Origin of the sequence: Pseudooctadecabacter sp. (assembly GCF_020627745.1) — a bacterium.
Taxonomy (GTDB): Bacteria; Pseudomonadota; Alphaproteobacteria; order Rhodobacterales; family Rhodobacteraceae; genus Octadecabacter.
This window is the reverse complement of sequence record NZ_JAHDGE010000005.1, coordinates 103,880-119,190: the sequence shown is the minus strand read 5'-3', so window position 1 is coordinate 119,190 and position 15,311 is coordinate 103,880. Positions and strand designations below refer to the sequence as shown.

The 15,311-nt window shown below is 58.5% G+C and carries 15 protein-coding genes and 1 pseudogene; 13 read left to right on the top strand and 3 right to left on the bottom strand.

All coding sequences use genetic code 11. From position 1 onward, the window contains the following. Positions 1 to 19: 19 nt before the first annotated feature. From QZ653_RS14950 to QZ653_RS04005, 6 genes and pseudogenes are all read left to right on the top strand, one after another. A pseudogene (locus QZ653_RS14950) lies at positions 20 to 205 on the top strand (double zinc ribbon domain-containing protein); the annotation flags it as partial. A gap of 48 nt (positions 206 to 253) precedes the next feature. Further along, positions 254 to 742, top strand: a complete 489-nt coding sequence (locus tag QZ653_RS04025; RefSeq protein ID WP_366933046.1) for a ComF family protein — start codon at positions 254 to 256, stop codon at positions 740 to 742. A 32-nt stretch (positions 743 to 774) separates the two neighbouring features. Then, complete coding sequence (gene grxC, locus QZ653_RS04020) at positions 775 to 1,032, top strand: glutaredoxin 3 (RefSeq protein ID WP_296417813.1); 258 nt, start codon at positions 775 to 777, stop codon at positions 1,030 to 1,032. After that, the gene (locus tag QZ653_RS04015) at positions 1,029 to 1,877 is read left to right on the top strand and encodes a carbon-nitrogen hydrolase family protein (RefSeq protein ID WP_296417810.1); all 849 of its coding nucleotides are present in this window, start codon (positions 1,029 to 1,031) and stop codon (positions 1,875 to 1,877) included. Before grxC ends, QZ653_RS04015 begins: the two co-directional genes overlap by 4 nt. After that, on the top strand, positions 1,858 to 2,301 hold the full coding sequence (locus tag QZ653_RS04010; protein ID WP_296417809.1) for a MarR family winged helix-turn-helix transcriptional regulator: 444 nt from the start codon (positions 1,858 to 1,860) through the stop codon (positions 2,299 to 2,301). The genes QZ653_RS04015 and QZ653_RS04010 overlap by 20 nt, the downstream gene beginning before the upstream one ends. 56 nt (positions 2,302 to 2,357) lie before the next feature. Continuing rightward, on the top strand, positions 2,358 to 3,083 hold the full coding sequence (locus QZ653_RS04005) for a GNAT family N-acetyltransferase (RefSeq protein WP_296417807.1): 726 nt from the start codon (positions 2,358 to 2,360) through the stop codon (positions 3,081 to 3,083). Here the strand turns inward: QZ653_RS04005 and ubiG are convergent. Continuing rightward, positions 3,077 to 3,829 carry a bifunctional 2-polyprenyl-6-hydroxyphenol methylase/3-demethylubiquinol 3-O-methyltransferase UbiG gene (gene ubiG, locus QZ653_RS04000; protein ID WP_296417804.1) on the bottom strand — a complete coding sequence of 251 codons (753 nt, stop codon included), beginning with the start codon at positions 3,827 to 3,829 and terminating at the stop codon, positions 3,077 to 3,079. The two genes, QZ653_RS04005 and ubiG, sit on opposite strands and share 7 nt — an antisense overlap. A gap of 73 nt (positions 3,830 to 3,902) precedes the next feature. Between ubiG and pip the strand changes: the two genes are divergently transcribed. Genes pip through QZ653_RS03975 form a run of 5 tightly spaced genes read left to right on the top strand, consistent with a single transcriptional unit; the run spans position 3,903 to position 10,372 of the window. Next, on the top strand, positions 3,903 to 4,889 hold the full coding sequence (gene pip, locus QZ653_RS03995; protein WP_296417802.1) for a prolyl aminopeptidase: 987 nt from the start codon (positions 3,903 to 3,905) through the stop codon (positions 4,887 to 4,889). 60 nt (positions 4,890 to 4,949) lie between these two features. Continuing rightward, the gene (locus tag QZ653_RS03990) at positions 4,950 to 5,936 is read left to right on the top strand and encodes an ABC transporter permease (RefSeq protein WP_296417801.1); all 987 of its coding nucleotides are present in this window, start codon (positions 4,950 to 4,952) and stop codon (positions 5,934 to 5,936) included. Next, entirely contained in the window at positions 5,933 to 7,135 is a 1,203-nt protein-coding gene (locus tag QZ653_RS03985; RefSeq protein ID WP_296417800.1) for an ABC transporter permease, read from the top strand. The genes QZ653_RS03990 and QZ653_RS03985 overlap by 4 nt, the downstream gene beginning before the upstream one ends. Continuing rightward, on the top strand, positions 7,132 to 8,775 hold the full coding sequence (locus QZ653_RS03980) for an ABC transporter ATP-binding protein (protein WP_296417798.1): 1,644 nt from the start codon (positions 7,132 to 7,134) through the stop codon (positions 8,773 to 8,775). The genes QZ653_RS03985 and QZ653_RS03980 overlap by 4 nt, the downstream gene beginning before the upstream one ends. 46 nt (positions 8,776 to 8,821) lie before the next feature. Beyond that, positions 8,822 to 10,372 (top strand): ABC transporter substrate-binding protein, encoded by a 1,551-nt coding sequence (locus tag QZ653_RS03975; RefSeq protein ID WP_296417797.1) that lies wholly within the window; start codon positions 8,822 to 8,824, stop codon positions 10,370 to 10,372. 171 nt (positions 10,373 to 10,543) lie between these two features. On the opposite strand, the gene QZ653_RS03970 is transcribed toward QZ653_RS03975, so the two are convergent. Next, positions 10,544 to 12,103 (bottom strand): alpha-amylase family glycosyl hydrolase, encoded by a 1,560-nt coding sequence (locus QZ653_RS03970; RefSeq protein WP_296417795.1) that lies wholly within the window; start codon positions 12,101 to 12,103, stop codon positions 10,544 to 10,546. Continuing rightward, entirely contained in the window at positions 12,093 to 13,133 is a 1,041-nt protein-coding gene (locus QZ653_RS03965) for an SDR family oxidoreductase (RefSeq protein ID WP_296417793.1), read from the bottom strand. The genes QZ653_RS03970 and QZ653_RS03965 overlap by 11 nt, the downstream gene beginning before the upstream one ends. Between QZ653_RS03965 and otsB the strand changes: the two genes are divergently transcribed. Next, positions 13,125 to 13,901 (top strand): trehalose-phosphatase, encoded by a 777-nt coding sequence (gene otsB, locus QZ653_RS03960; RefSeq protein WP_296417790.1) that lies wholly within the window; start codon positions 13,125 to 13,127, stop codon positions 13,899 to 13,901. The two genes, QZ653_RS03965 and otsB, sit on opposite strands and share 9 nt — an antisense overlap. Continuing rightward, on the top strand, positions 13,898 to 15,277 hold the full coding sequence (locus QZ653_RS03955; protein ID WP_296417788.1) for an alpha,alpha-trehalose-phosphate synthase (UDP-forming): 1,380 nt from the start codon (positions 13,898 to 13,900) through the stop codon (positions 15,275 to 15,277). Before otsB ends, QZ653_RS03955 begins: the two co-directional genes overlap by 4 nt. The last annotated feature ends 34 nt before the right edge of the window (positions 15,278 to 15,311 follow it).

Genomic DNA, 15,311 nt, shown 5'->3' with positions numbered 1-15,311 from the left:
CAGATAGGAGGTTTGCCCTGTGTTGCAAAGTCTGATCCGTACGATCTATCCGCCGCAGTGTGTTATGTGTGAGGCGCGGACCGAAGGCGATTTTGCGCTGTGCGGTCCTTGCTGGGCCGAGACCCCCTTTATCGACGGTTTGTGCTGTGACTGTTGCGGACAACCCTTGCCTGGCAGTGGCACGCCGGACCCGACACTTCTTTGCGACGATTGCATGACAATCGCGCGCCCGTGGTCAAAGGGACGTGCTGCGATGGTCTACAAAGACAAAGCGCGACGGTTTGTTCTGTCGCTGAAACACGGGGACCGAACCGATCTGGCCCGTGCGGCGGGGCCATGGCTGGCGCGTGCCGGACGAGATCTGCTAGCGGATGCACCGCTGATCGTGCCAGTTCCCCTGCATCGGTTTCGATTGATCCGTCGGACCTACAATCAGGCGGCCCTTCTTGCGACGCAACTGGCGGGGGTGACAGGGACGGACATAATGGTGGATGCCCTGCACAGAACGAAGGCGACCGCTCCCCTTGAGGGGCATTCAAAAGACCAGAGGTTTGCGGCCCTTGATGCGGCCATAAGTGTCAATCCTGCGTTGCGGGCGCAGATCAAAGGGCGGCGCATTGTGCTGGTTGATGATGTCATGACGTCAGGTGCAACCTTTGCCGCCGCGACAGAGGCCTGTTTTGCAGCCGGCGCAGATGACGTTTGCGTGCTGGCACTGGCCCGCGTGGTCAAGGACGCCTAGATAAGGGCAAACACGATACAAGGAATGCCCCCATGGCCACCGTCGAACTTTACACAACCCCCATCTGCGGCTTTTGTCACCGCGCCAAACAGCTTCTGACGTCCAAAGGCGTCAGCTTTTCCGAAATCGATGTGATGGCAGACCCGTCCCGCCGCGCTGAAATGATGCAGCGCGCCAATGGGGGCCGCACCGTGCCGCAAATTTTTATTGACGGAAAACATATCGGTGGCAGCGACGATCTGGCAGCGCTGGACCGTGATGGAAAACTGGATGCACTGTTGAACGCGTGAAGGCGGCCCTTCTTCAACTGACGTCCTCGGACGATCCGGCCGAAAACCTTGCAACCGTCGAAGGCATGATCGCCAAAGCCGCCGACCAAGGTGCAGGGTTCATCTGCACGCCCGAGGTCACGAATTGCGTCAGCATGGACCGCGCGCATCAGCAACGCGTTCTACGACACCAGGCGGACGACCAGACCCTTTGCGGTTTGCAGGAGGCTGCGAAACGGCACGGAACATGGCTTTCGATAGGCTCTCTCGCCCTGAAAGGGGGCGCAGATGGCCGGTTTGTCAACCGGTCCTTTCTGATTGCGCCCGATGGGGGCATTGCCGCCTGCTACGACAAAATCCACATGTTTGATGTGTCAGTCAGCGCGGAGGAGGTTTACGCGGAATCGTCCGGTTATGCCCCCGGTGGTCGTGCCATTGTCGCGGATGCCGGGTTCGCCAAGGTCGGCCTGACAGTTTGCTATGACGTACGATTTCCCCACCTTTACCGCACATTGGCGAAATCCGGTGCCGACATTATTCTTGTGCCATCGGCCTTTTCGCCGGTCACCGGAGCCGCCCATTGGGAGCCGCTGTTGCGCGCGCGCGCCATCGAAACCGGCTGTTATGTTCTGGCCGCTGCCCAGACAGGCACGCACATTGCAACGTCCGGCAAGGCGCGGCAAACCTACGGCAACAGTCTTGCGATCTCTCCGTGGGGGGAGGTTCTGGCCAGCGGCGGCACCGCCTGCGGCATCACATTCGTTGATCTTGACGTCAGGGAAGTGTCTAAAGCACGCACGCGTATTCCCGCGCTGACCCATGACAGAGATTTCACCGGCCCAGAAAATGAGCAACCAGACCGATAGCCTTGCCGTCGCGCTATTCAGCGAAATCCTGACAGTTGATCAACTGGCGCGTAACAACGTGGCAAAGGCATTGCCCCGTGGCATGGTGCTGTCGCATTTTTCGGTCCTCAACCATCTGGCCCGCACGCAATCCGAACGGACGCCTGCACAACTGGCCCGTACCTTTCATCTGACCCGCGGTGCCATGACCAACACCCTGCGCAAACTTGAGGCGTCGGGATATGTTCACATTCGCCCCGATTGGGACGATGCCCGCCGGAAGATGGTTACGATCAGTCCATCCGGACGAAGTGCACGCGATGCGGCGCTGGCAGCCATTGCGCCCATTATCGCAGAGGCTGTGGAGAAGGTCGGGGCTGAAAAGGTGCGGGCCATCCTGCCGGTGATGCGCGATTTACGGATCAATCTGAGTGAGGGCGAATGACCCTGAGGTCACTTGAAATGCGCAGTGAGTTGTTGACGCTGACAGGCATTTCGCGAGTGGAATGGTTTGACGATTACGCGGTCCAGACCACACCGACCGAACCTGATTTCTGGCGTGGCAACCAACTGATCCTGCAAACCAACACACGTTCGGCAAATGATGTATTTGCTTTGTTTGAACGTCATTTTCCACATGCGCAGCATCGGACGGTTGTTTGGGACATGCCTGAGGTCGATGCAAAGGACCTGCCGGATTTTGCGGCGCTGGGCGGAGTGGTCGACAGTACCGACACGTTGACGTTGCAACGTCCGCTTGGTGATGCGCCAACGCCCGATGGCATGGTGATACGCCAGATTGCAGACGATGCGGATTGGATGCAGGTTCTTGATGTGATGGATGAAGTCGGGATCGAAGAAGGTTATCCCGCCGGGACACACCGGCCATTTTTGGTGAAACGTAATCGCAACCGGCGGGTCCTCATATCACAAGGTCTTGGGGCTTGGTTTGGTGCTTTTGACGGTAACAGACTGGTCGCGCACATGGGTATGTTTCATGACCAGTCTATCGCGCGATATCAATGTGTCGAAACCCGGATGACACATCGCCGACGCGGACTGTGCGCGGCGATGCTACGCCATGTGGCCTTATGGGTGTTGGGTCGCGCTCCGGAGGCGACGGTGACTATTGTTGCTGAAGCCGACAGCGCGGCGGGACGCCTTTACCGGCGGATGGGCTTTGATCATGCCGAGACCATTCACTGCGTCGCCAAGCCCGGTTACTGACCCTCAGGTTTAAGTGCGGCAGTGACGTAGTTGACGGACAGATCCTTGTCCGAAATCGACCAGCTCCACCCCAGAAAATCGAATTTGAACCCCTTACGATCCACAGGGTTCAGACCCGCCTGTCTCATCAATTCAAACAGTTCATCCGGGGTTATGAACTTGTTCCATTCGTGGGTGCCTTTGGGCAACCAGCGCATCACATATTCCGCACCCACGATGGCCATAGCGAAACTTTTGGGATTGCGATTGATCGTCGAACAAATGTGCAGACCGCCCGGTTTCAACAGCTGGCGGCACGCCGTCAGATAGGACAACGGATCGGCCACATGTTCGACAACCTCCATATTCAGGACGATGTCGAATTGCTCACCCTCTGCGGCCATGTCTTCGGCGGTTGTGTGGCGATAATCAATGTCGAGGCCCGATTGTTCGGCATGAACCATGGCGACCGGAATGTTGCGCGCCGCGGCATCGGCACCGACAACATCGGCGCCTAAACGGGCCATAGGCTCACACAGCAAACCGCCGCCACAGCCGATATCAAGGATGCGCAATCCCGCAAACGGCGTGTCCCCCGTCAGGTCACGGTCAAATTCTGCCGAAATCTGGCGTGTGATGTAATCCAGCCGTGTCGGGTTCAACATGTGTAGCGGTTTGAACTTACCCTCCAGATCCCACCATTCTGCGGCCATAGCCTCGAACTTGGCAATTTCGCCGGGATCAACGGTTGTCTGCGCGCTTTGCATGAGGTTCTCCGAAACTGACTTTGTGGGCCCGGCTTGGCTGGGCAATGTATCTTACGGGCTATATAGGTCGGTTATGGACAAGGTCTCAGGTCAAAAACGCGCAGGCGCACATCTTTTTCCGCCCATTGATCCCTTTGACCAGCGGATGCTGGACGTGGGTGACGGGCACCGTGTCTATGTCGAACAATGCGGCAACCCAGATGGGATGCCGGTTGTGGTCTTGCACGGCGGGCCGGGGGGCGGGTGCAGCCCGATGATGCGCCGCTACTTCGACCCGAACGTCTACCGGATCATTCTGTTCGACCAGCGCGGCTGTGGTCGGTCACGGCCCCATGCCAGCGTTGTCGACAACACGACATGGCATCTGGTGGCGGATATTGAACTTATCCGGGAGACTTTGGACATTGATCGGTGGGTCGTTTTTGGCGGAAGCTGGGGCGCGACGCTGGCGTTGATCTATGCCCAAGCCCATCCGACCCGTGCCACTCATTTGATCCTGCGCGGCGTCTTTTTAAGCACCAAGCGTGAATTGGAATGGTTTTATGGCGGCGGCGCGGGAAATTTCTGGCCCGATCTGTGGCAGCAATTTGAAGGGCTGATCCCGGTTGATGAACGCGGCGATATGATTGCCGCCTATAACCGGCGGCTATTTTCGGGCGACACAATGCTTGAGACCCGATACGCCCGCGCGTGGGCTGCATGGGAGAACGCGCTGGCGTCGATTGAAAGCGAAGGCAGCGGGGGGTCAGGCCCTGCAGAATATGCTCGTGCCTTTGCCCGTCTGGAAAATCATTATTTTACACACGGTTGTTTCCTATCCGACGACCAGCAAATTCTGGCCAATATGGGCAAAATCGCCCACATACCCGGCGTCATTGTTCAGGGCCGATACGACATGATCTGTCCGCCGGTGTCCGCCTACAACCTCTCGCGCCTTTGGCCTGCAAGCCGCCTTGTGATGGTCGGGAAAGCAGGTCACGCGCTGTCCGAACCGGGCATCTCGGCTGAGCTTGTGAAGACGATGAAAGCCATCGGAGTCTCAAAAATCAGCAAAATATAGGGGGTTGATTGCTGGTCCCTAGCCGTTACCCTGATTCTTAGGGAAATCAGGGGACAAGGTTTGTCATCTCTCTTACGAATAATTCTTCAGCGTTTGGGGCTGGGCCTCGTGACGCTTTTCGTGGTCTCAATAGTGATCTTTGTCGCCGTCAATCTGCTTCCTGGCGATTTTGCTGAAGCAATCCTGGGACAGGGCGCTACACCGGAATCTGTCGCCAAAATCAGAGAAGACCTTGGATTGGATCAGCCTTTGATCGTGCGCTATTTTGAATGGCTCATGGGGATGCTGACGTTTGATTTGGGCACCAGTTTCGCGCAGTTGAACTTTGCGAATTTCGGCGGCGCGGGGTCTGTGACCGTGGCTGAACAAATTGCACCACGTTTGTCGAACACGATGTTTCTTGCAACGGTGACGGCCTGTATTGCGGTGCCCTTGGCGGTGACCTTGGGCATTCTGGCGGCGCTCTATCGCAATACAGCGTTCGACAAAGCCGCGAACATGTTCACTCTCAGCTCAATCTCGAGCCCTGAATTTTTCATGGCCTATATCCTGATCCTGTTCCTCGCCGTGCTGAACCCGATCTTCCCGAGCCTGTCGAACATTTTTGACGGAATGCCGTTTTCCGAGCGGCTGGAAAAATCCATGCTGCCCGCCCTGACGCTGACCTTGGTTGTGACCGCGCATATGATGCGGATGACGCGTGCCGCGATCATCAACTTGCTGGCATCGCCCTATATTGAAATGGCGCGCCTGAAGGGGCTGAGCCCGATGCGCGTGATCGTAAAGCACGCGCTGCCCAATGCGCTGGCGCCGATCATCAACGTGATCGCGCTGAACCTCGCCTATCTGATCACTGGTGTGGTCGTGGTCGAGGTGGTCTTTGTCTATCCCGGTATCGGCCAGCTTTTCGTCGACAGCGTAAAAATACGCGACATCCCTGTTGTGCAGGCGTGCTGCCTGATCTTTGCCGCTGCCTATATCCTGTTGAACCTGACCGCTGACATCTTGTCGATCGTGTCCAACCCACGTCTGAGGCACCCGAAATGAGCGGCTTGATGATTTTTGCAGCACTCCTCGTTGCGCTTTTTGTTGGCGCCTACGTGTTCCGCTTTGCAGGTCAGACGGCGACGGGCAATGCGCCACGCTTCCGCGATATGACCTTTGGTGTAGCCTTCGGATATGTCCTTGCCGCCGCGTTGTTCATTTGGGCGATCTATTACTATTTCCAACCCAAGGTGCTGGACACCGGCGTGCCAAACGCAGGCGTGGTGTTCTTCCGTTGGGCTGTTCAGGGGTTCATCATCGCGGCGATTGCTGCGTTCCTGTTCCGTCTGTTGGGCCGCATGGTCGGGACCGAAGGTACGAAAAAGCTGTTCCGGTCGATGCCTTTGACGGCGGCGTTTGGTATCTTGGTTATCATCATCTATGCGGTCGTGGCGGTTTTTGCCGGTGCCATCGCGCCCTATGGTCAGGCCGAAATTCTGGGGGCTGCCAATGTGATGGCCGGCGGTGATCCTGCCATTGGGGGCAACCCCGATTATCCGCTAGGGACCGACCAGATTGGCCGCGATATTTTGAGCCGTCTGATTTACGGCGCGCAGAACACGGTTGGCATCGCATTTATCACCACCTGTCTGGCGTTCTTTATCGGGGGGTCCTTGGGTTTTCTGGCGGCGACGTTGCAGGGCTGGCTGGATCAGTTGTTGTCGCGCGGTGTTGACGTTCTGATGGCGATCCCATCGCTGATCTTTGCGCTATTGTTGATGACCATTGCATCCGTATGGGCCAACGAACTGGGCGTGCCACTGACGATCTTTATGGTTTTGATCATCGCGGTGATCGACAGCACCCGGGTCTACCGACTGGCGCGCGCTGTGGGTCTGAACATCGTTGTCATGGACTATATCGAGGCCGCCAAACTGCGGGGTGAGGGTCTGGGTTATCTGGTGTTCAAGGAAATCCTGCCCAATGCCATGGCGCCGCTGCTGGCCGAATTTGGCCTGCGGTTCTGCTTTGTCTTCCTGACGATTGCCGCCTTGTCGTTCTTGGGTGTGGGTATTCAGCCACCCTTGGCCGACTGGGGCACGATGGTCCGTGACCTTGCGCCCTTCATCAATTTTGCGGCGTTTGCGCCCACCGCCGCTGTCGCGCCGCTGCTGGCTGCAGGTGCCATTGCCTTGCTTACCGTTGCTGTGAACTTCGTGGTTGACTGGATGCTGCACAAATCATCGGGGCTAAAAGAATGAGCCGTTTGCTGACCATCAAGGGCCTCAAGATCGAAGGCCGTTCGGATGAGACATGGAATCCGATCATCAACGGTGTCGACCTTGAATTGAACAAGGGCGAAGTCCTCGGGTTGATCGGGGAATCCGGTGCCGGCAAATCGACCATCGGTTTGGCGGCGATGGGATACACCCGTGACGGTGTCCGCATTTCGGACGGCACTGTGGAGTTCGACGGCATCGATCTGGTCAATGCCTCTGCCGCGACCAAACGCAGCCTTTTCGGCAAGCGCATTGCCTATGTAGCACAGTCGGCTGCGGCATCCTTCAACCCTGCGCACAAGCTGATCGACCAGCACACGGAAGCCCCCGTTCAGCATGGTGTCAGCAATCGCAGTGCCAGTGTTGAAGACGGCATTGAACTATATCGCAAGCTGCGTTTGCCCAACCCGGACGAGATCGGATTTCGCTATCCGCATCAGGTATCCGGCGGTCAGTTGCAGCGCGCCATGACTGCTATGGCCATGTCATGTCGCCCCGACCTGATCATCTTTGACGAGCCAACAACGGCGCTGGATGTGACAACGCAGATCGAAGTCCTCGCCGCGATCCGCGAGATCGTAGAGGAGTTTGATACCGCCGCGATCTATATTACCCATGACCTCGCCGTGGTGGCGCAGATGGCTGACAAGATCAAAGTGCTCTTGCGGGGTGATGAGGTCGAGGAGGCGGACACGCGCACGATGCTATCCGCACCCAAGGAAGACTACACCAAATCTCTGTGGGCGGTTCGCGAATTCCAACGCCCACAGCAACCCCCTCCGCCCGATGATGCGGTGCCCGTTGTATCCGTCCGCAATATTACGGCGGCCTATGGCACCACGGACGTGTTGCACGATGTCAGCTTTGACATTCACGCCGGTCGCACGGTTGCCGTGGTGGGTGAATCCGGGTCGGGCAAGTCAACGACGGCGCGGTGCATCACTGGCCTGCTGCCGCCACGCATGGGCGAAATTGCATTCGACGGAGAGGTCCTGCCCGCCGATTATCGCAAACGCACCAAGGATCAGTTGCGTCAGGCGCAGATGATTTATCAGATGGCCGACACGGCCCTGAACCCGCGCAAAACCATTGGTGAGATCATCGGACGGCCCGTGCAATTCTACGGCGGCCTGCGTGGGGCGAAGAAACGCGAACGTGTGAATGAACTCCTCGACCAGATCGAGTTGGAGCCGTCACAGTACTACAACCGCTTGCCGTCTGAATTGTCGGGTGGGCAGAAACAACGGATCGGGATTGCCCGTGCGCTGGCTGCAGAGCCGAAGTTCATCATCTGTGATGAGGTCACGTCAGCCCTCGATCAGTTGGTTGCCGAAGGCATCCTGCGTCTTTTGGCCGATTTGCAGGACACCCTCGGGCTGTCGTATATGTTTATCACCCACGATCTCGCGACTGTGAAATCCATCGCGGACGAGGTTGTGGTAATGAAGGATGGCAAAGTCGTGGAGCAAGGTCCGAAGACCGAAATGTTTACGCCTCCGCACCATGCCTACACAGATCTGCTTCTCAGTTCGGTTCCTGAAATGGACCCCGATTGGCTGACGGATTTGTTGAAAGAACGGGGCGTTGAAAACATCGGCGATGCCGCTGTTGATAAAATGTGACCGAATCGGCGTAAAATAAGCGTCATAAAACTAGGGAGACTAAAATATGTATGGAATTAGCAGACGTGGATTGTTGCAATCCGGTGTCGCAGCCGGCGTTCTGGCGGCGACAGGCCTGCCCCTGCGCGCGCAAACGCGCGGCGGTAAACTGACAGCGGGTCTGGGTGGAGCAAACACATCCGACAGCTGGGATGCGCGGACACATTCCGACATCTTCATGATCGCATCCTGTCACGGCGCTGTCTTTGACTGCCTGACAGAAGTTGCGGCAGACGGATCGTTGGTTGGCGAACTCGCCGAAAGCTGGGAAGCCTCGGCTGATGCGAAAACATGGACGTTCAACCTGCGCTCCGGCGTGACGTTCCACAACGGCAAGTCCTTTGGCGCGGATGACGTGATCGAATCGCTTCAGATGCACGTGGGTGAGGACTCCAAGTCCGCGGCCAAGCCAATCGTCGAAGCCATCACCGAGATGAACAAGCTGTCCGACACGCAGGTTGAATTCGTGCTTGCCGCTGGCAACGCTGACTTCCCCTATCTGATGTCTGACTATCACATCGTGATGTATCCAGCAGGCCAGATCGAAGAGGCCATCGCACAAGGGATCGGTACGGGCCTGTACAAGGTCGAAACATTCGACCCAGGTGTGCGGATGACCGCAAGCCGTTACGCAGATCACTACAAAGGCGACAGCGCCGGCTTCTTTGATGAGATTGAATACATCGCCATCAACGACAACACAGCCCGTATGAACGCGCTGATGACCGGTCAGGTCGATACGATCAACCGGATCGACTTCAAAACCGAAAGCCTGTTGCGCGCCAACCCTGCGCTGCGCATTCAGGAAGTCACCGGCAACCAGCACTACTCCATGCCAATGCTGACCGACGTTTCCCCTTACAACGATGTTAACGTGCGTAAGGCGCTGAAGTACGGCATCAACCGTCAGGAACTGGTCGATAAGATCCTGCTGGGTCATGGCGCGGTCGGCAACGACACGCCAATCGGCCCCGCAAACCAGTACTACCATGCCGAGATGGAGCAGCTGGAATACGATCCCGATCAGGCGAAGTTCTATCTGCAGCAGGCAGGCCTCGACAGCCTCGACATCGAATTCTCTGCGTCCAACGCAGCATTCGAAGGCGCGGTTGACGCGGGTCAGTTGTTCCAGTCGTCCGCAGCGGCAGCTGGCATCAACATCAACGTAATCCAGGAACCATCCGACGGTTACTGGTCCAACGTTTGGCTGAACAAGCCGTTCTGCGCCTGCTACTGGTCCGGTCGTGCGACCGAAGACTGGATGTTCGCAACCGCCTATGAAGAAGGTGTGCCATGGAACGACAGCCAGTGGGGAAGCGACGACAGCGCGCGGTTCCAGGAACTTTTGCTGAGCGCGCGTGCCGAACTCGACACCGACAAGCGTCAGGAACAGTACTTCGAAATGCAGCAGATCCTGCGTGACGAGGGCGGTGTTCTGATCCCGATGTTCGCGAACTATGTTCAGGCCGTGAACAACCGGATCATGTCCCCTGACACGGTCGGTAACCTCTGGCAGATGGACAACGCCCGCATGGCGGAACGTTGGTCAGTGGCGTAAATCGCCTGACAGAAAACTTGGAAAGCCCCGCCTGAAACGGCGGGGCTTTTTGCTTTCACTGGGTCAATCTTTCCGCCAAGCACCACACTCTGGTTTGGACTGCGACATAACCTCAGCCCTTTCGTGGGTGTACCGGCCTTGTGCGCACCGTTGGCCGCGCGGACCATCCCATTATAGACGCCACAGCGCGGCAGTCCGGGGGGGTAAGGTGCCGTCCCACGTTTCTGTCGCGGGCGGAGCCGATGTCACGCTGGGCGCATCATCCCGCCCGCTGTCCGCATCCGTATCCCCGAAATTGAAAACGGTCATGAAGCGGTCGGCAGTGAGGGTAAGGATTTGCCCCTCACGAGACCAATTTACAGCGGGCAGGGATCCAAGATCCAGATCACGTCTCAGGGCAAAGACCTGCCGCGCGAAGGACAGAACACTGGTGTCGTCTTCCGTTTGGGCCTGCACGTCGTGTCCTTTTGACCAACGCATGGGCAGCCATGGCGCACCGGTCGTAAAGCCCCAGCCGTCGGCCTGCGTCCACGGCAAAGGTACACGCGCCCCTTCGCGACCGGGGCCATCAGGCCAGAAGGCGAGGTCATAGGGATCAGTGGTATCGTCCCGGGTCAGCTTTGGCTGGGGCAGGCCCAGTTCCTGTCCCTGATAAACCAGCGCCGGGCCGGGCATGAGGGCAAGAAACATCAGTTGCAACCGCGCTTCGGGATCATCGGGGCCTTTGGGCTGGCGCGCGCGGTCGTGGCTGCCTGTCCACCACGCGAGCCCTGTTGGGGTGGTACGGCGGGTCATCATGTCGGCGGCGACATCTGCGCTAAAACCGAACTGTGCCAGATCGACCACATAGCCCGCGTTCAGACGTCCGGTGGCGGTGAAATCGTTGCAAACTTCGATGGATTGGTTGCCGGTTCCGACCTCACCCAGCAGATAGGCGTCGTCCCCGGCCCAGGCGCGCAGGTGATCGCAATAGGCGGCCCCGTCGCCGGGCAGAAAGTCGTGAATGTGGTCCTGCCAAACGTAGGGAAGGAATGGCTCCCCATCCATTTTAGCGCGCACGTCGGGGGACGCGGGGGGATTGTCGCGGAAATCTTCGTCGCACAAATAGGTTGTGACGGCATCAAGCCGGAAACCATCCACCCCGTGATCGCGCCAGAAGGCGAAGATGCGCTGCACGTCGTCCTGCACGCGAGGGCACCGCAGGTTCAGGGCGGGCTGGGCGGACATGTAATTGTGAAGGTAGTATTGCTGACGGCGGTGGTCCCACGTCCAGGCCAGATTGCCAAACCGCCCGATCCAGTTGGTGGGCGGTGCGCCGGTGTCTTTGGCATCGCGCCAGACGTAGTGGTCAACATAACCGTCTTCGCGATTGGCTGACTTTTCGAACCACGGGTGCTGGTCCGAGGTGTGGTTCAACACCAGATCAATCATCACCCGAAGGCCGCGATCATGCAGGGCTGCTACCAGCTTGCCCCAATCGTCCATCGTGCCCAGCGTGGGGTGAATGGCGCAATAGTCCGTCACGTCATAGCCGCCATCGACCCAAGGGGAGGGCATGAAGGGGCAGACCCAGACCGCATCGACCCCCAAATCACGCAAATAATCTGCCCGGCGCAAAATGCCGGGCAGATCACCGATGCCGTCCCCGTCGCTGTCCTGAAAGGAACGCGGGTACAGCTCATATATCAGCGGGGCAGGGGGCCATGCCCCGGGCAGGGGATTATGCCCCAACGATCATGCCGCCATTGGGATGCAGACACTGACCGGTGTAGTAATTGCCGTCGGAGCTGGCGAGGAACAGGAAGGCGGTCGCGACTTCCCATGGCTGGCCCGCGCGGCCCATGGGTGTGCCGGACCCGAAATCCTCAACCTGCTCGGCGGGCATCGTGCCGGGAATGAACGGCGTCCAGATCGGGCCGGGGGCTACGGAATTCACGCGGATGCCTTTGTCGGCCAGATTGGCGGCGAGCGAGCGGGTGAAAGCCAGCGACGCCCCGCGCGTCGTGGAATAGGTGATCAGCGACCCCATGCCCGCAAAAGCGTTGACGGAAGAGGTATTGATGATCGCCGCACCTTCGGACAGGTGGGGCAGGGCGGCCTGTGTGCAGAAGAAATACGACATGACATTGCTGTCAAACATCTGCCGCAGCTTCTCTTCGTGCAATTCTGTCAGGTCTTCGTCCAGCCACTGTTGGGCCGCATTGTTGATGACGATGTCGAGTTTGCCAAAGTGTTCGACAGTCTGCTCAATGGCCGCTGTGGCGTTGTCTTTGACGCCAAGGTCGCCTTTGATCAGAAGCGCCTCGGAGCCCTCTTCCTCGACCAGTTTGCGGGTCTTTTCCGCGTCGCCCTCTTCGCTAAGGTAGGCAATCGCGACTTTGGCGCCTTCGCGCGCGAAAAGAACGGCGACGGCGCGGCCGATGCCGCTGTCACCGCCAGAGATGAAGGCGACTTTGTCTTTCAGTTTGCCGCTGCCGGGGTGGCGCGGCGTGTAATCGGGGGCGGGGTCCATCTCGTGTTCGTGGGCGGGCATACTGTCTTGTGACTGGGCGGGGATTTTGACGTGTTCGTTCATCGTGGTCTCCTGTCGTGAATGGGGCGGCGTGTCGCCGCACGGTTGCTGCATCAACACGATGGCAGCGGGCTTGGTTCCGACGATGGCCGTGTGAATTTTGGCCCGACCGGGTGCAACCGATGCGTCAGACGGGGCGTTGATTGCGTGAATGATCTGTGGCGCGGAAGGCCGATGGCGATGTTTCATGACCTGACCGGTGTAACGAAGTTGCAGCCTGAGCCTGCTGGAAACGCGGGTTCAGACAGCGTTGGGCCACTGGCCGTTTTTCTGGATTTTGACGGCACGCTGGTTGATCTCGCCCCTCAGCCCGATGCCATCGACGTCACCGGAGTTGAAGGCTTTGTCGCGGCTTTGTCCAAGGCGTTGGATGGGCGATTGGTGCTGGTGTCCGGCCGGTCCGTGGACGACCTGAGACGTCATATGCCGTCTTGCGATGTGCCGATTTACGGCAGTCATGGCGCGGAAGTCTGGACAGGGAATGCCGTGGTGCCCCGCGTCGAAGTGCCTGATGAGATGACGCAGATGCGCCGGTCCGGTCAGGCGTTTGCAAAGGATCACCCGGATGTGCTGTTCGAGGACAAGCCGCTTGGGTTCGCGCTGCATTACCGTCAAGCGCCCGAATTGGAGGCGCCTGTCCATGATATGTTGCATCAACTGACCGAGGACGAGGCAGGTATCAGCCTTCAGGACGCCAAGATGGCCTTTGAGGTAAAGCCAACCGGTGTTGATAAAGGGGCTGCCGTGCGCGACGCCATGGCCCGTTTTGGCTGGGAGGATGCGGTGCCGGTGATGATCGGTGATGACGTAACCGACGAGGCCGGGATGACAGCAGCCGCGCAGATGGGCGGTTTCGGCATCAAGGTTGGCGAGGGACCGACGGTCGCACGCTGGCGTATCGACAGCCCGTCGGCGCTGCGCCGGACCCTCAGCACATATTTTGGAATAGTCTCATGAGTGAACGTCTGGTCGTCGTATCGAACCGTGTTGCCGGTGATCGTCCTCCGGCAGGTGGGCTTGTCTTTGCGCTGCATGATTGTCTGACGGCCAATGGCGGCGTGTGGATCGGCAGTGCGGCGGAAACGGTCGCATCGCCCGCCGATAAACTACACCACGCACCGGCGCAGGGGTATGACCGCTATTTGTTCGACCTGAGCCAGATCGACCACGACAGGTTCTATCTGGGCTATTCGAACTCCGTCCTTTGGCCCTTGTGCCATGGCCGGACCGATCTCATGGATTTGCGCGAAGATCATTTCAACGGCTATCTCGACGTGAATGCGCGTTTGGCTGATCAGATGAAAGATGTTCTACAACAGGATGATCTGATCTGGATTCATGACTATCATTTCTTCCCGCTGGCCCGCGAATTGCGCAAGCGCGGCATCACCAACCGCATCGGGTTTTTCCTGCATATTCCGTTTCCGGCGGGGCATGATCTTTTGGCGTTGTCGCACGCGTCCGACCTGATCGACTGGATTGGTGCATATGACCTGGTAGGGCTGCAATCGGAACGGGACGTGGCCCAGTTGCTACAGGCGGTGCGCGACCACCCCGAAACCGAGATTTTGCGCACCGGACAACTGCGGGTCGGGGACCGCGTGGTCAATTTGCGGGCCTTTCCGATCGGTATTGATGTAAACAGTTTTCGCGATGATATCGACATGTCGACCGACGCCCCCGTGCACTTGGGGCAGGATGAAAAGCTGGTTTTCGGGGTTGACCGCCTCGACTATTCAAAAGGGCTGCCGCAGCGGTTCGATGGGTTTGAACATTATCTTGAACACCGCGATGCGGATACGCCATCCGCCACCTTTTTGCAGGTCGCCCCGATCAGCCGTGGCGAAGTTGCAGCCTATCAGGACATTCGTGCCACGCTGGAACAAAAAGCAGGTGCCATAAACGGCGCCCATGGCACGCCGGACTGGATGCCGATCCGGTATATTTCGCAACCCATGGTGCGCGCCAGCGTAGCCCGCACGATGCGACTGGCGTCCGTCGGTCTGGTGACACCGCTGATTGACGGGATGAACCTAGTCGCGAAGGAGTTTGTGGCCGCACAGGATCCCGAGGATCCCGGCGTTCTGGTGCTGTCCAAGCTGGCCGGTGCCGCCGAGCAGATGGATGCAGCCCTGCTGGTCAATCCTTATGATCCCAGCCAGATCGGTGGCGCAATTCGTACGGCGCTGACCCTGCCACTGGAAGAGCGTCGGGCCCGCCACGCAACTCTCCTTGCAGGGATCGAATCGCAGGACATCCATTGGTGGACCCGCACCTATCTGGAAAACCTGCGTCGGTCGCAGATGGTGCCCGATGTGCGCATGACCGCTTAAGGTGCGCACTGTCCGGCCGACGCCGTTGCGGCGG

What these genes read in the sequence shown, in the direction of transcription:
- otsB (WP_296417790.1), top strand. Translation starts at nt 13,125, where the DNA reads ATGTTTCATGACCTGACCGGTGTAACGAAGTTGCAGCCTGAGCCTGCT.
- pip (WP_296417802.1), top strand. Translation starts at nt 3,903, where the DNA reads ATGGACAAGGTCTCAGGTCAAAAACGCGCAGGCGCACATCTTTTTCCG.
- QZ653_RS03985 (WP_296417800.1), top strand. Translation starts at nt 5,933, where the DNA reads ATGAGCGGCTTGATGATTTTTGCAGCACTCCTCGTTGCGCTTTTTGTT.
- QZ653_RS03955 (WP_296417788.1), top strand. Translation starts at nt 13,898, where the DNA reads ATGAGTGAACGTCTGGTCGTCGTATCGAACCGTGTTGCCGGTGATCGT.
- QZ653_RS03965 (WP_296417793.1), bottom strand. Translation starts at nt 13,133, where the DNA reads ATGAAACATCGCCATCGGCCTTCCGCGCCACAGATCATTCACGCAATC.
- ubiG (WP_296417804.1), bottom strand. Translation starts at nt 3,829, where the DNA reads ATGCAAAGCGCGCAGACAACCGTTGATCCCGGCGAAATTGCCAAGTTC.
- grxC (WP_296417813.1), top strand. Translation starts at nt 775, where the DNA reads ATGGCCACCGTCGAACTTTACACAACCCCCATCTGCGGCTTTTGTCAC.
- QZ653_RS04025 (WP_366933046.1), top strand. Translation starts at nt 254, where the DNA reads ATGGTCTACAAAGACAAAGCGCGACGGTTTGTTCTGTCGCTGAAACAC.
- QZ653_RS03975 (WP_296417797.1), top strand. Translation starts at nt 8,822, where the DNA reads ATGTATGGAATTAGCAGACGTGGATTGTTGCAATCCGGTGTCGCAGCC.
- QZ653_RS03980 (WP_296417798.1), top strand. Translation starts at nt 7,132, where the DNA reads ATGAGCCGTTTGCTGACCATCAAGGGCCTCAAGATCGAAGGCCGTTCG.
- QZ653_RS04010 (WP_296417809.1), top strand. Translation starts at nt 1,858, where the DNA reads ATGAGCAACCAGACCGATAGCCTTGCCGTCGCGCTATTCAGCGAAATC.